Raw genomic sequence first — 15,143 nt, 5'->3', positions numbered from 1 at the left:
TATTAAGAATTATCAATGGGAGCATTCCCTATCAATGAGCCCCTGTCCATGCCGATGCTTTTGTGCTAGTATCATTGCAAATGACTGTCATTATTATTGGCGCAGGCGTAACAGGGGTTGAGCTTGCCCGAAGATTAATCGCAAAAAAGCATAATGTGGTTCTTATCGAACAAAATCAAGAAACCGCCCGCCATGCCGCCAACCGCTTGGACTGTATCGTAACGGAGGCGAGCGGTAACGACCCGAAAGTCTTGACCGAAGCCGGTATCCAACGGGCAGACGCGCTGGTTACCCTTACCGACAGTGACGAACTGAATATGATTATCTGCGGTGTTGCCGAATCTCTTGCTCCCAAGGTACTGAAGATTGCCCGCGTAAGAAATGAAAATTACGTTGCATCGCTGAACACCGGAAAAGATCGTACGTTGGGTATCGATTTTTTGGTGCATCCCGACCAAGAAGCAGCACTCGCCATCATTAATGCCGTTGAGCACGGGGCCGTCAGTGATATTATCGCCTTCGAAGATTCTCCGTATCAGCTCACCTGCTTTACCATCGGTGCAGATAGCAAGCTGGATGGAGTTACGTTACAAAATATCCGCAGTATTATCGATGATCCCTTTGTTGTCGTCGCTGTAGAAGATGAGAATAAAACCGCTATTCCTTCGGGAGGAACCGTACTCCATGCCGGTATGCGGATTTCGATTCTGACACTGCCGAACTATATCGAGCGGTTCTATGCGCTTGCCGGGTTCACGGTTAAACCCATCAAAAAGATTGCCCTAGTCGGAATTGGGAAGGTCGGTAAACGGGTCGCAGCAAGCCTTATCGAAAAACATTCGTTCGGTATGTTTAAACGCTTATTCGGTCTGCGTACCAAATCCCGCTGGGAAGTTGCCATTATCGATAAAGACAGCAGCCTTGCAAAGCATGCAGCAGAGGAATATCCGGACGCGCGTATCTATAGCGGCGACGTTACCGACGAATCATTTATAGAAGAAATTGCGCTTAATTCCTTCGATCTCGTTATCAATGCAACACAAAACTACGAACTGAACATGATTACCTCTGCGTATCTTAAAACGCTGGGGATCCCCAAAACTATTGCGCTGGTACAAAGCTCTGTGATGTCGAACGTAGCATATAAGATCGGTGTGGACGTGGCGATTCCGCTCAAAGACGTTACGGTTGACGTTATTATGAGCCATCTGGGCGGTAAGCACCTTACCCGTATTCATACCATGGGAGCAGGTGAACTTGAGATAGTCGAAGTTATTATTTCCGAGCACTCGGAAGCGGTAGAGAAAAGCCTGAAAGACATTGCAATGCCCGGAGTGTTCCTCATACTACTCATTACAAACGAAACAGGCTGCCGTATCCCCGGCGGAAATACCGTCCTTGAAGCGGATGACAAACTCGCTATTATCGTACAAGTCGCAAAAAGCGACGAAGTGATTAAATATTTCGCCGGTAAAAAATGAAATTTCTCCAATGTTTAACCATCATTTTTATGATCCTTTCGATTGTTGCCGGAAGTTTTTTGATTCCGGTTGCAGTTGCCGTATTTTTGCATGAATGGAATATGCTGCCGGCGTTTTTTATACCGATGGCTGTGTTATGGGTAATAACAATTCTCTTATTTATAAGAACAAAGCGGCAGCCGATTCGGCTTACCGTGCGCGAAGGAATCCTTTTGGTAAGCGCCGCATGGCTCGGCGCGGGCTTATTGGGTGCGGTTCCGTTCATGCTGTCGGGATTTGTGCCGCACTTTAGCGATGCGTTTTTTGAATCGGTTTCGGGTTTTACGACAACCGGCGCGAGCGTCTTACAGAACATCGAAAGCTACCCGATGGCGCTGCGGGTATGGCGTACGCAAATGCACTGGCTCGGCGGTATGGGGATTGTTGCCTTAACCGTGGCCTTGTTCCCGCTGCTCGGTGTCGGCGGTTTTCAGCTAATAAAAAGTGAGACAAGCGGCCCCGATAAAGGAAAGGTAACGGCAAAAATTACGCATACGGCAAAAGCACTCTGGTTTATTTACTTGGGAATGACGGTCTTGCAAATTATCCTTTTGTGTATTGCGGGGATGCCGTTCTTAGAAGCAATGTGTCACAGCTTTTCCACGCTCGGAACCGGCGGGTTTTCAACGCAAAATACCAGCATCGGATACTATAACTCGGCAGCGATCGAGATTATCTGTACAGTGTTTATGTTTTTGGCGGGTGTGAATTTCAGCCTCTACTTCCACCTTTTTACCGGAAAGCCGGAAGAATTTTTTAGGAATTCCGAATTACGGGCGTATATCCGTATCGCGCTTTTTACAGGAATCGGCATTGCATTAGTGCTTGTACCGGTTTACGGATTGTCGGCAGCATTTCGCCACAGTTTTTTCCATGTCGCATCGATTATGACAACCACCGGCTTTTCTACGGTAAACTACTGTGCATGGCCTGCCTTTGCACAAGCGCTTCTCTTTTTACTGATGTTTACCGGCGGGTGTTCCGGTTCGACAGCGGGCGGCATCAAAGTGATCCGCTGGGTTATTTTACGCAAGCAAGCCTTAAACGAAATGCAGCGTCTTTTGCATCCGCATGGCGTGTTCAGTATCCAACTGAACCGCCGCCCGGGACGGAAAGACGTTGTATACAGCGTTGCCGGTTTCATGTTCGTCTATTTTGTATGTCTATTGGTAACGTTTTTGACGGCTGCCTTAACCGGCGCGGATCTCCTTACCGACATAACGGCAGCACTTACATTGGTCGGTAATATCGGCGCTGCATTCGGCAGAGTCGGCAGCGGCGGAGACTTTTCGTTCTTTCCGCATTGGGCAAAGGTCGTGTTCTCTTTTTCTATGCTGGCAGGCCGTTTGGAACTGTACACCATCGTTATCTTATGCGTACCTGCCTTTTGGCGCCGATAAGCGGATAAAAACAAAAAAGCTCAAACAGTCATACTGTTTGAGCTTCGGAAGCTCCCCCGCGCGGGTTCGAACCACGGACCCAGTGGTTAACAGCCACTTGCTCTGCCTACTGAGCTACAGGGGAAAGTGATAAATAACTATGGACAAATTTATACCGAAAATAGAAAAAAATGTCAAGCATATCGGATAAAATTGTCACACAGAAGCTTCGGCTGGTGTATTATTCCCCTGCCGAAACCTCGGTATCCTTTTTCCCGCGGTTCGTAAAATGATACAGGTATCGTTTTATCTTTTGACTGGCCGTTTTTTCAAATGCTTCAACCTGTTCAATTTTATCGATCCGTGACATCTTATTCACACTGGAATTAACAAAAAATTTAATCTCGTTTAAGATTTCCGCCCGTTTATAAGCCATCGCATCCGTCAAGCCGGAAACAGCGCCCGCTACGGCGGATTGCAAATTCTGAATGGCAGAGCCTTCTTTGTTTTGACTTTGCTCTTTTTGCACGGCAGCAGCAAGTTTTTCTTCATCAAGCTGTACGTAGGCAACAAGGGAAGATTTTTCCCCTTCAACCACGAGCGATTCCGTTACAAGCGGATGCTGATTGAGCACAAACTCAATATCTTCAGGGTAGATATTTTCGCCGCTGGCACCGAGAATCATGTTTTTTGAGCGGCCTTTAATAGCGAGATGACCTTTTTCGTCCATCACAAAAAGATCGCCGGTTTTAAACCAGCCGTCTTCGGTAAACGAATTTTTTGTAAGCTCCGGGTCGCGGTAATAGCCTTTCATCACATTCGGGCCTTTTATCAGCAGTTCACCGATACCGGTTTTGGGATCAGGGTTATCGATTTTAACATCGACATCGGGGATCGCGTAACCGATCCAGCCCGGAACACTTTGGCGAACGGTTGAACCGGCAATAAGCGGCGCCGTTTCCGTCAAACCGTACCCGATAACATAGGGAAATTTAGCATCTCTCAAAAATTCTTCAACGATTGTATCGGTTTTTGAACCGCCCAAGCCGAAAAACTTCAGGTGTCCGCCGAATGTTTTTTTCAGCTGTTTTCCCGCGAGGCGGTTTAAGATTTTTTTACCGAGCTTAGTATGATACAGCCATGCCCGGAACGGGGAGGAGGTCAAAGCCGGAAGTATCTTGTTCCGGTATATTTTTTCCATAACGATCGGAACGCTCAGCATCATCGTCGGTCGCACCTGTAACAGAGCGGGCAGAAGTATCCGCGGGGTTGGAATACCTTCGAGATAGTACACGCAGGCGCCGTTTAAGAAAAACATCAAAAAGCCGATCGTAAATTCATATACATGCGAAAGCGGCAGAATAGAAAGCGCCCGATCATACTCGTTAATGCGTTGGCAGGATTGCCCTGCGATTGCATTGCAGACAAGGTTTTTATGTGAAAGCTCCACACCCTTGGAACGCCCCGTCGTACCGGACGTATAAATAACGGAAGCGGTGTCGTCTTCTTTACAGGTATGAGGCGGAGGGGTGCCGTCTCTTATTTCCGTACCTTTTTTAACCGAAAAGTCCTGAATATCGATAAGTACCGAAACGGTTTCGGGTACTCGGCTCATCAGTTTGTCCGAAACAATGATTATGTTTGTTTCGGAATGTTCAAGACAGGTTTTAACTTCTTTGTCGGTAAAATCAGGTAGCAGCGGAACGGCAACGGCGCCCATCGTAACAATCGCAAAATAGGCGATTCCCCAATGAGGAACGCTGTGGCTATAGATTGACACCTTATCGCCCGGGTTGACGCCGAGGCGGTACAAACGCTGCTGCAGCTGTTTTATCTGCTTATCGGCTTCGTTGTATGAAATCGGCGATCCCGACACAAATGAAAGCGCAGGGCGTTCCCCAAACCGCTTGATGCTATTCTCCAGCATCGCTTGAAAGGTATAAGTTCCAAGTTCATTGATTGTTTGCATAGGTAGTTTTCCCCCTACAAGGTACTAGACATCTCTAAAAACTCACGTTTCTAGAGGTTTTCCTCACTTTTTACTATTTTTTTTCGTTACCGGAGCCGCAGCTTCCGCTTCCCGTTCTGCAAGCCGTACCCCCTGCGCTTTTAATCCCTTTTCCGGATAATCCGCGGTTTTAAAGCGTGCTTCGGTTTTCTTTGTTCGAGGCTTGGGCGTATATTGCACCGTAAACTCGAAATTTTCAGCCGTACTTGCGTAGAGCACAGTTGCCGTATCCGGTACAAACAGGTAATCACGGTTCAATATATAAGATTCAACCCGTGCCCGTTTGATATACGGATACTGTGTTTTCTCATCTTTATAAATAACCGTAAAGAGGATTTGTGACAATAATTCTTTTTCCGCAAAGCCGCAATACCACATACCGGTGTCGACAAAAAGCCGGTCGGGTACGTCCATAACGGTGTACACCCCGCTTTTGCGTAGGATAAAAATGCGGTCATACGGCGAAACTTTGAGTATTTCTTTTCCGGTAGTCACGGCAGTGCCGAGGTATCCGGTCGCTTCATCATAGCGGAGCGACAGGTCGCGGTTTACCGCTTCTTTTACGTCCACTTTGGTAAAGCCGGTAATCTCCGTTTTGCGCGCCGTAATTTCAGGCGGCAACTTTGCAAGGATTCCGTCAAGGACGCTGAGCGCATATTTTTTAAGGTTCTTTAAAAGGCGGGCCATCTCTTTAAGACGGGCGGAAATTTCCTGCACCTCGGCACGGTTTTTTTGAATATCGTAGAGCGAAATACGCCGAATGGGGATTTTGAGGAGCCGGTCTACATCGTCTTCCGTTACTTCCCGTATCAGCTCTGCTTTGAACGGTTCAAAACCTTTGATAACCGCCTTAATGACCGACTCGGCGGTTTTCATCGTTTCAATCTTTTTATAAATCCGCTCTTCGATAAATATCCGCTCAAGTGTTCTGAGGTGCAGCCGGTCGGTCAGCATCTCCTGCTCATATAAAAGTTCATCTTTCAGCAAAGCGGTCAGCTGTTTTGCGTGGGTTTTAATAACCTCGGTAACAGTCGTTTGAACCGGCAGATTGTCTTGAATGACCAGCAAATTACAGGAGATCGATTGCTCACAATCGGTAAAGGCATAGAGCGCATCGACAACATCCGCTGCGTACACGCCGCGCGGCAGCTTGAGTTCTATTTCTACTTGTTCCGCCGTATAGTCGTTAATTTCCGAAATTTTTACCTTTCCCGACTTCGACGCCGATTCTATCGAAGCGATGAGGCTTTCGGTAGTGCTGCCGAAGGGGAGTTCACGGATAACAATTCGTTTATCGTCGGAGGTGTCCAACTTTGCCCGCACCAGCACCTTGCCCTTGCCGTCCTGATAGTCTGACACGTCGATAAGCCCGCCGGTCTGAAAGTCGGGATAGAGCGTAAAGGATTTGCCGGAAAGGCAGGCTTTTTCCGCCTCGATGATTTCGCGGATATTATGCGGAAGTATCTTGGTAGACATACCGACGGCAATCCCTTCCGCCCCAATGAGCAGTACGACAGGCAGTTTGGCGCGGAATACGACCGGCTCTTTGTTTCTGCCGTCATAAGAAGGAACATACCGCGTAATATGGGGATTAAACAGGATATCTTTTGCAAATTCGGTGATGCGGCATTCGATATACCGCGGGGCGGAGGCTTCGTCCCCCGTAAAGAGGTTGCCGAAATTCCCCTGCTTGTCGATAAAGAGGCTTTTATTGGCGAGTACCGTCAATGCGTTTCCGATGGACGCGTCCCCGTGCGGGTGATACTTCATACAGTAGCCGACGACATTGGCAACCTTATGGAACTTTCCGTCATCCATCTCAAAAAGAGAATGTAGAATACGCCGCTGTACCGGCTTGAGGCCGTCCTCTACATCGGGAATTGCGCGGTCACGGATAACATAACTGGCATACTCTAAAAAATTCGTGTTAAATAAACTTTCTACATAATCCATACAAGGTTATTGAGCATAGCGGAAAAACCCGACATTGTCCAGATTTAGCCTTACCGTGAAATATTCCGTACACTTTCACGCACAATCAATTCACACGGAATAACGATTTTTACCGGAACTTCTCTGTCCGAGCGGATACGATCTGCTAAGATACCGACGGCTTGCCTTCCCATTGTCCGCATGTGCAGACTGACGGTGGTAAGCGGCGGAACCATATATTTTGCAGAAGATATGTCGTTAAAACCGACAATACTGACTTGATCGGGCACCTTCCATCCCAGTTCATACGCAGCTTTATAGGCACCGATTGCAATAGAATCGTTTACGACAAATACGGCAGTCGGAGGATCCTGTTGCAATAAAAGTTGTCTCATAAGAGTATAACCGCATTTAGGAGAATAATCGCCTTTCCTTAAATAGTCTTGGCGCCAAATGTTGTATTTTTTCATATAATCTATGTATACCTCGGAGCGAATATCCGGTACCTCATTCCCGTCATAGTCGAGTTCAGTACTGCCACCTACAAAGGCTATTTTTGAATGGCCGTTTTCGCGCAAATAATCGAGTACACCGATGACGGCTTTTTCCATACCGATAACCACAGAATCAAAACGGTTTTCATCGGGGTTGCAGTCTACAAATACCACCGGTTTTTTTAATGCGGCAATTTTTTTCACAATGGAACGACTAAAGGTGCCGAGGCAAATCAGCCCATGCACCGACGGTACAAACCCGTCAAGTGATGCTATTGAAACGGCAATTCGCACAAAACCTTCATCTTCCATTCTCTTTTCGGCAGCAACACGTACTGCTAAATAAAACGGATCGGCAAGTTCTTCTTCGTGGGAATATGAACTCAACAAGCCTATTTTTAACTTATTTTTTTTTCGTTTTTTATTGTTCCGATCATATTCAAGATTTGCTGCCGTTTCAAAAATACGCCGACGGGTTTCATCCAGAACATTGATTGTTTCATCATAATTTAAAACACGCGATACGGTAGCAGCCGAAACTCCCGCTTTTTCGGCAATATCTTTTATTGTGGCCATTACTTTACCGTATCATAACACTTCGTTTTTTTTAATTTCAGCTCAGAGATGAATACAGCGCTTAAAATCAATATCGCGCCACACAATACCCGAAATGAAAGTTTTTCATGTATCAACAACACGGAAAAAAGAGTTGCAAATACCGCTTCCAGCGACAAGATGATGACAGCCTGTACTTGCTTTACATATCGTTGTGATGAGGTCTGTAAAAAATAGGTAATTGCCGTGCTGACAATACCGAGATATAAAATCGATAATAAAGCATTTTTCCCCCATACTATTCCTGCCATTCCGCCGGTAAACGGCAAGGAAATACAGGATAAGACAAAGGCAGTTGTTATCTGGACAAAGCTGAGGATATCAGTTCGATAATGGGGAGCATATTTACCGGTAAAAAAAACTTGACAGGCAAAAAAGAATGCACCTGCAAGCGAAAGCGTATCTCCAATGCCGATAGTAAAATCTTTTGTCAATGTTAAAAATCCCGCCCCAGCCATCGCTAAAATCATACCGGCGAATTCACGCAGTGCAGGGCGCTTTTTATATGCACCCCACACGAGGAAGGGAACAAAGACAACATTAGTCGCTGTTAAAAATGCGTTGTTAGACAGTGTGGAAAACTTTAAACCGATCGTTTGTAACGTGAACGCAAGAAATAAGCATAGCCCCATAATAATACCGGCTATCACCTCTTGTTTTAAAACGCTCTGCAAACTTTTACGCGCGGCAAAAAACATAATGATTGACGCAAGAAAAAAACGCACCGCCATAATTTGCATCGGCGTAAATGCGGTTAATGCAAGGTCTACGGCAAGAAACCCTGCACCCCACAATATAGTAGCCGATAATAATCCAATAACGCCTAAAAGCTCTTTATTCATAATCATAATCCTACGGGAAACCTATAACCTATCCGAAGTTATCGGATAGGTTATAGCCGGTAACTATAAGTTATTTTGCGAACTTTGTCGATAAATCCCGCTGCAAATTAAGCATTGTCGTATTTATATCTTCATTTTTCAATAGAATACGGGATACAGCCGAACCTATTATATCATTTGCTTCGGCTATGTTAGGATTTTGCGGAAAGGCAGGGATTTTTTTCCCATTTTCAATAAATACGCTATAGATCTTATCACCGCCAAAAAAATCATCCCCTTGTTCAAATACAGGCTCGCTATAACTCGGAATAAACGATGGATATAATCCGTATTTTTCAAAGCCTTCTGCTTGCAAAGCGGTATCGGTCATCGCAAATGTTACAAATTCTTTTACCAGATCAGGCAAAGCAGTTTTTGCATGAATGGCAACTACGGAACCGCCGTTTGCACAGCTTGAAGAACCATCGACACTTATCTTCGGTAAATCGATAACACCCCACTTTCCGGCTGTGTCCGGTGCTTTATCTTTTATTGTTCCGATCATCCACACCGCTTCCGGGATTGTTGCGACTGTTTGATTAACAACAGTGCCTTCATATTCATCCCATCCGTTATAATTTTGTCCGATACCGGAATCATAGATTTCTTTAAAAAGGTGCATTGCTTGAAGTGACTGCGGCGTATCAATAAGCAGATTTCCTTCTGCATCGAATACCGACTGACCGAGCTCTGCACACAGGATCGCATAGAGTGATGGTCTTGTAGGACGTATAGGCAGCATCTTAACCGCTTTCCCCGAAGGTGTTTTACATACGGCGCTTATTTTTTTACCGGCAGCAATAAAATCATTCCATGTAATAATATCGGAAGCCTTTACACCGGCTTGTTCAAAATAATCCTTACGATAAAACAACCCCATAGGTCCCGCATCCCACGGGAACGCATAAATTTTTCCGTTAAATTTTACTTCGCCGATTTTTACCGGTAGGAAGTTCCGCTCGTCGACAATATCCGTCAGGTCAAGGAATCCTTGTGGAAATTTATCGACATAACCGGCAAATACATCGCCTTCAATCGAAACGACATCGGCAATACCGTTTCCGGTTGCAAGAGAAGTAGACAGCTTATTGTAAATTTGATCCGTTCCCATTTCTTCGAATTCAAACTCTACGTTAGGATGTGTCAACTTAAATTTTTCCGCTGCGCTCTGCAGTTGCATTAAAGCGACATCCCATGACCAAACGGAGATAGTCACGGTTTGAGGTTTGTCTTTATCTGCAGTATTTTTTTCACTGCAGCCGGGTAAAAGCATCATGATTGTAGCGGCGATACATAAGCCGCTTATAATACTCTTTTTCATTTTTTCCTCCTAATATTTAAGAATCGTTTTCCGAACGATTTCTATTCTTTTACAGCGCCGCCCATGACACCGGCAATAAATTGTTTTTGAAAAATAAAAAATATCAACAACACAGGGAGTGTTGCAATAGCAGCCGCCAAAAGTATCACTGCATAATTTTTATTTGTAGGATTCCCGTCAAGCATTGCAAGGCTAACCGGTAGGGTATATAAACGTTTACTTCCGAGAATAATAAGCGGCCACATAAAATTGTTCCACATACCGGTAAACATATAAATAACAAGCGCACCTAAAGCAGGTCTGACATTCGGCAATACGATTTTAACAAAAATTCCCAACTCACCGACACCGTCTATCCGTGCCGCTTCAAGTAAAACCGCCGGAAAATGCAGCATATTTTGACGCATCAGAAAGATACCGAATGCATTTGCCAAAAGCGGCAAAACGACACCTGCATAAGTATCCGTTAAATGAATTTTAATCATCATTTCGAAAAGCGGTACATACATAACCAATGAGGGAATCATCATGGAAGCCAAAATAAAACCGAAAATAATATTGCGCCCTTTAAATGAGAATAACGCAAGTGCATAACCCGCTGCAGAAAATAAAATCGTACTTATGACAGTATATATAACGGAAACGGCTAATGTATTCCATATACTGCGCAATAATCCTATTTTCCCGTTTAGCGACCGGAAATTATGTGCTAATTCAAATCCCGGTATAAGGCGTGGCGGTACGGCAAGAATATCGGTATTAGTATTTGTACCTGCAACAAACATAAAATAAAAAGGGAATAAGGCTAAAAAGGCGGCGATAATTAAAATGATTAAACACAGGAACTTTCCTGTTTTTATATTTTTCATATCTCGCTCCTGTTTGTTATCTTAAATTGTAAAATGGACAATGCAGCAATAAGCAAAACAAGGATATAACCGACAGCGGAAGCATAGCCGAATTTTAAATAAGTAAAACCGTTATTAAATAAATACTGTCCTGCAGTTAATGTCGCATTATTCGGTCCTCCCTCAGTTAAAATAAAGGGTTCATCAAATAATTGGAGCGTACCGATGGTAGAAGTTATTGTGCAAAACAAAATAACCGGTTTAATAATGGGAATGGTGATATAAAATAATATTTGAAAAAGCGATGCTCCGCTCATTTGAGCTGCTTCCGTTAATTCTTCTGGAATTGCTTGGATGCCCGCCAATAGAATAATCATATTATAACCGAGCCACCGCCACGTTATCGCGATAATAATTGCAAATCGCGCACTCCATTCGCCGTAAAACCAATTAACCGGCGGCAAGCCTATGGCTTTTAACACATAATTAATTAAGCCGTAATCGGAATTCATTAGTACTTTGAATACGAGAGCATACGCTACCAATGCAGTTACCGAAGGCAAAAATATTGCTGCACGGAAAAAGGCTTTTGCGCGGATGAATTTTTGCTCAATGAGCACTGCAATCAATAAGGCGCCCACAACCATAACAGGCACTTGAATTAATAGATATACAAAAGTATTAAAAAGCGATTTAAAAAAGATTCCGTCTTGAAATAGTTTTATATAATTCTCCCAATGAATGAATTCATAGGTACCTCCGCGATACTCGTAAAAACTTAAATATAAAGAACGAAACACGGGATAAACCATAAATACGGCAAAGATAATAATTGTCGGTGCAAGGAGAATATACGGAACATTATGCTTGGTAATAATATTTTTTTTCGTCATAATCTCTCCACGAAATCTGTCGGATCAACGGGACGAAAACGCATCGTAACGGTAAAATCGTTAATGCGGGTTTTATTTTTATATAGTTGCTCTTCCCCGCAGCTGTTGGAACCGAGTCCGCTGTGTTTTGCATCGATATGTATCACTACCTTGTCCGCTTTTTTTATATCGCCGATATGCCCTGCTTTTTCCAATGCATCGATCGTATAATCGTGAATATTGATTCCTACCGGTTTTTCAAATGTGAATACCAGACCTTTACCGGAGCCGCTCAATAGGAGCCGTTCGACTTCTTCCCGGTGCCCGTTTTCCTGCGGTTTAACATATTCGGTGTGCATGTCCTGTACCGACGCGGAATACAGGCCCTTTTGAACATGGGCTTTCATATCACAGTAATTTTCTTCGAAACCTAATCCGTACCATGTAACACGGTTGAATTGCAACGGCATACTGAATTCTATTCCCGTACGCGGAATCATCTGAGGAACAAAATCGGTATACGCAAATGAACGTGCTTGCAAGTCAAATTCAATCTCACCGTCTGGAAATATTCGGTAACGGTATTCGCATTTAAATCCGAATGCTTGATTTAAAAAGGAGAAATGTGTGGAAATACGTACCATTACATAATTTTTCTCTGAGCTGTAGGTAAAGGCTTCCAACTGTTCTTGTTGTTTATGTATAAAATATTTCTCCTTCCAATCTTTAACTTTATACATATCGTTGTCTATCAACGCGCGCCGGACATTCGGGGTAAAACCTTCACATAGATAGCTTATTCCGTCTACCGTATATTCAAGCAGTCTACCGGTTACCTTGCAAAACGCTACCTGCACCCCATTGCCGGACACAGTAAGTTTTGCCTGTCCATCTGATATCTGCAAACCGTGTTCCGTGTCGTGTAAGCGCTGCCGGGGTATCCGCGCGACCGGTAATAAGAGCTGCCGCTTTGCAACAATAAAACCCGAATCCGCATATAAGGTCTTGTGTTTATGCGTAAATTGTATATTCAGATAATATGCTTCAAATGATTCTTTGGGTAAGGAATAGGAAATACGGATTGTCTCTTCCTTCCCCACAGCGGCGGTCAACGTATCGATTATGCCGCTTTCATATACCGTACCGTTAGATACAACCTGCCAACATAAAGCAATATCATGCAAATCCGTAAAATCGTAGCGGTTCCGCACTGTAACAAGCCCCTTTGCAAGATCTGCAGGAAAGCAAGCTACCGGAGCAATAACTTCTTTATAACACAAAAGGCCTGTGGACGGCGTTCTGTCCGGCATTAATAAACCGTCGATACAAAAATTGGAATTATTAGGTTCGTCGCCGAAGTCGCCGCCGTAATAATACGTTATACTCCCGTCTTCTTTTGTGATTTGAATCCCGTGATCGTACCATTCCCAAATAAAACCGCCCTGCAATCTTTTATACCTGCGGAACAGGTTCTGGTATTCTTCAAGATTGCCCGGTCCCGTTCCCATCGCATGAGCATACTCGCAAAGCAGATGCGGTTTACCGTGTGCATCATTGCTTTCGGCAATTTCTTGAAGCCGGTTTAAACGGGTGTACATCGTCGAATACACATCGGCTGTTTCCGCATTACTATCACCCTCATAATGCAGAAGTCTTGTTTTGTCGAGGCGGCGGATACGGTCGGCGGCTTTTTTAAAATTGGTGCCCATACCCGACTCATTTCCCAGCGACCACATCAGGATGCACGGATGATTGTAATGAGCTTTTACCATCCGTTCGCACCTATCGATATAGGCTTGCTCCCATGATGCCGTTTCATTCAGCCAATTCGGCGCTTGCACCCATTCAAAGCCGTGCGATTCCAAATCGGCTTCGTCGATAACATATAAACCGTAGGTATCGCATAGGTCATAAAAGTAATCGGCCTTGGGATAATGGGAGCAGCGAACGGCATTGATGTTATGCTGCTTCATCAATATGATGTTCTGCTCAACAACGATCTTATCTACCGTACTGCCACCGGCCGGACTAAAATCGTGCATATTGACGCCGTTCAGCAACACCGCTTTTCCGTTTACCGTAAAATTCCCGTCAATAATTTCAATTTTTCTAAAACCGAGCGTCAGCGCTGCAGTGTCAAGTATTCGTCCGTCTTTTTTTAGTTCCAGTTGTAAGCAATATAAAAAAGGAGTCTCAGCAGTCCATGTATGCACCGAGGAAATTTCTTCGCGTATCACTCTGAGCATTGAACTGCAGTTGTTCGAGTAGAATACCGTACCGCCGTTTTGAACACCATCCTGCATTGTATTACAGGTACTATCTTGAACGGTAGCGCAGCCGTGTACTATCTCCCGTCCGCTGTCCTTTTCCGACAAGTGGTATTCTACCGTATAGTCTGCACCTTCGGCTTCTGCACTCAGCAGAACATCGGCATACAACACACCATCCTTGTATCCGTTTTTTAAATCGCCGCAAACAAAGCAAGTAGAAATTGAATATGCACTCTCGTGATACACCGTTACATCGCGAAGTATCCCGCTGAATACCCACATATCCTGTCGTTCCAAATACGAACCGTCAGACCATTGGTAAACTCGTACTGTGATTTGATTTTCACCTATAACCACGCAATGTGAAATATCGAATTCGGAAGCAAGCCTACTTACTTTGCTATATCCGCAATGAATGCCGTTTATCCATACATCGAATGCGCTGCCGACACCGTCAAATCGCAGTATTGTTTTACCGTCTTGCCACGTATCAGGTACAGTGAAAGAACGGCGATATATTCCGGTTGGGTTTTCACTCGGCACAAACGGGGGATTGACAGGAAACAGATACCACACATCCGTGTAATGCATCTGCCCGTATCCCTGCATCTGCCAGCATGAAGGCACCGGTATCGTATTCCATTCCTTTGTCGTAAAGTTTTTTTCAAAAAAACCTTCAGGCGAAAATTCCGGCGCACGTAGATATAAAAAGTCCCATGTACCATTCAGCGATAAATCGGTAGGATGCATACCGCTGCGCATAAGGCGCGGCTGCGCTTTCCTCCGTCCAATGTGTAAAAGCGTTTCATCTTCCCATCGTTTTTTTTGCCGTTCCATCTACTTCCTTCTTCAGAGCAATCGCATCATGCACTTTTGGGGATATTCCCGCATAATCATATGGGCTATTCGACCAAAGTTTCGCCGCTACGCGGCTCAAATGGTCGCCCAGCCCATATGATTATGCGACTTTGATCTATTTGCCTGATGCGATTGCTCTTCTTGT

At 44.6% G+C, this 15,143-nt stretch carries 10 protein-coding genes and 1 tRNA gene; 2 read left to right on the top strand and 9 right to left on the bottom strand.

Annotated features, from left to right (window positions below):
• The first annotated feature begins 80 nt into the window (after positions 1–80).
• Positions 81–1,481: a Trk system potassium transporter TrkA gene (gene trkA / locus E4N66_RS03025; RefSeq protein WP_253728914.1), complete on the top strand. Its 1,401-nt coding sequence runs from the start codon at positions 81–83 to the stop codon at positions 1,479–1,481.
• The gene (locus tag E4N66_RS03020) at positions 1,478–2,920 is read left to right on the top strand and encodes a TrkH family potassium uptake protein (protein WP_253672911.1); all 1,443 of its coding nucleotides are present in this window, start codon (positions 1,478–1,480) and stop codon (positions 2,918–2,920) included. The genes trkA and E4N66_RS03020 overlap by 4 nt, the downstream gene beginning before the upstream one ends.
• 51 nt (positions 2,921–2,971) lie before the next feature.
• Here the strand turns inward: E4N66_RS03020 and E4N66_RS03015 are convergent.
• The 9 genes from E4N66_RS03015 to E4N66_RS02975 form a co-directional block, all read right to left on the bottom strand.
• Positions 2,972–3,044, bottom strand: a tRNA-Asn gene (locus E4N66_RS03015).
• A gap of 96 nt (positions 3,045–3,140) precedes the next feature.
• Entirely contained in the window at positions 3,141–4,868 is a 1,728-nt protein-coding gene (locus E4N66_RS03010; protein WP_253672912.1) for an AMP-binding protein, read from the bottom strand.
• 63 nt (positions 4,869–4,931) lie between these two features.
• Positions 4,932–6,860, bottom strand: a complete 1,929-nt coding sequence (locus tag E4N66_RS03005) for a DNA topoisomerase IV subunit A (RefSeq protein ID WP_253728913.1) — start codon at positions 6,858–6,860, stop codon at positions 4,932–4,934.
• A 50-nt stretch (positions 6,861–6,910) separates the two neighbouring features.
• Positions 6,911–7,909 carry a LacI family DNA-binding transcriptional regulator gene (locus E4N66_RS03000; RefSeq protein WP_253728912.1) on the bottom strand — a complete coding sequence of 333 codons (999 nt, stop codon included), beginning with the start codon at positions 7,907–7,909 and terminating at the stop codon, positions 6,911–6,913.
• A complete protein-coding gene (locus E4N66_RS02995) occupies positions 7,909–8,790 on the bottom strand; it encodes a DMT family transporter (RefSeq protein ID WP_253728911.1) in 882 nt (293 codons plus the stop codon). Before E4N66_RS02995 ends, E4N66_RS03000 begins: the two co-directional genes overlap by 1 nt.
• A gap of 70 nt (positions 8,791–8,860) precedes the next feature.
• Positions 8,861–10,150, bottom strand: a complete 1,290-nt coding sequence (locus tag E4N66_RS02990) for an ABC transporter substrate-binding protein (RefSeq protein ID WP_253728910.1) — start codon at positions 10,148–10,150, stop codon at positions 8,861–8,863.
• Positions 10,151–10,191: 41 nt separating this feature from the next.
• Positions 10,192–11,019, bottom strand: a complete 828-nt coding sequence (locus E4N66_RS02985) for a carbohydrate ABC transporter permease (protein WP_253728909.1) — start codon at positions 11,017–11,019, stop codon at positions 10,192–10,194.
• Complete coding sequence (locus tag E4N66_RS02980) at positions 11,016–11,891, bottom strand: carbohydrate ABC transporter permease (RefSeq protein WP_253728908.1); 876 nt, start codon at positions 11,889–11,891, stop codon at positions 11,016–11,018. The genes E4N66_RS02985 and E4N66_RS02980 overlap by 4 nt, the downstream gene beginning before the upstream one ends.
• Positions 11,888–14,977, bottom strand: coding sequence for a glycoside hydrolase family 2 TIM barrel-domain containing protein (locus E4N66_RS02975; protein WP_253728907.1), 3,090 nt, complete (start codon positions 14,975–14,977; stop codon positions 11,888–11,890). Before E4N66_RS02975 ends, E4N66_RS02980 begins: the two co-directional genes overlap by 4 nt.
• Positions 14,978–15,143: the final 166 nt, after the last annotated feature.

Source organism: Treponema sp. OMZ 857, assembly GCF_024181085.1.
In the GTDB taxonomy this organism is placed as follows: domain Bacteria; phylum Spirochaetota; class Spirochaetia; order Treponematales; family Treponemataceae; genus Treponema.
The sequence above is the reverse complement of the archived record's forward strand: the minus strand, read 5'-3'. Positions and strand labels throughout refer to the sequence as shown.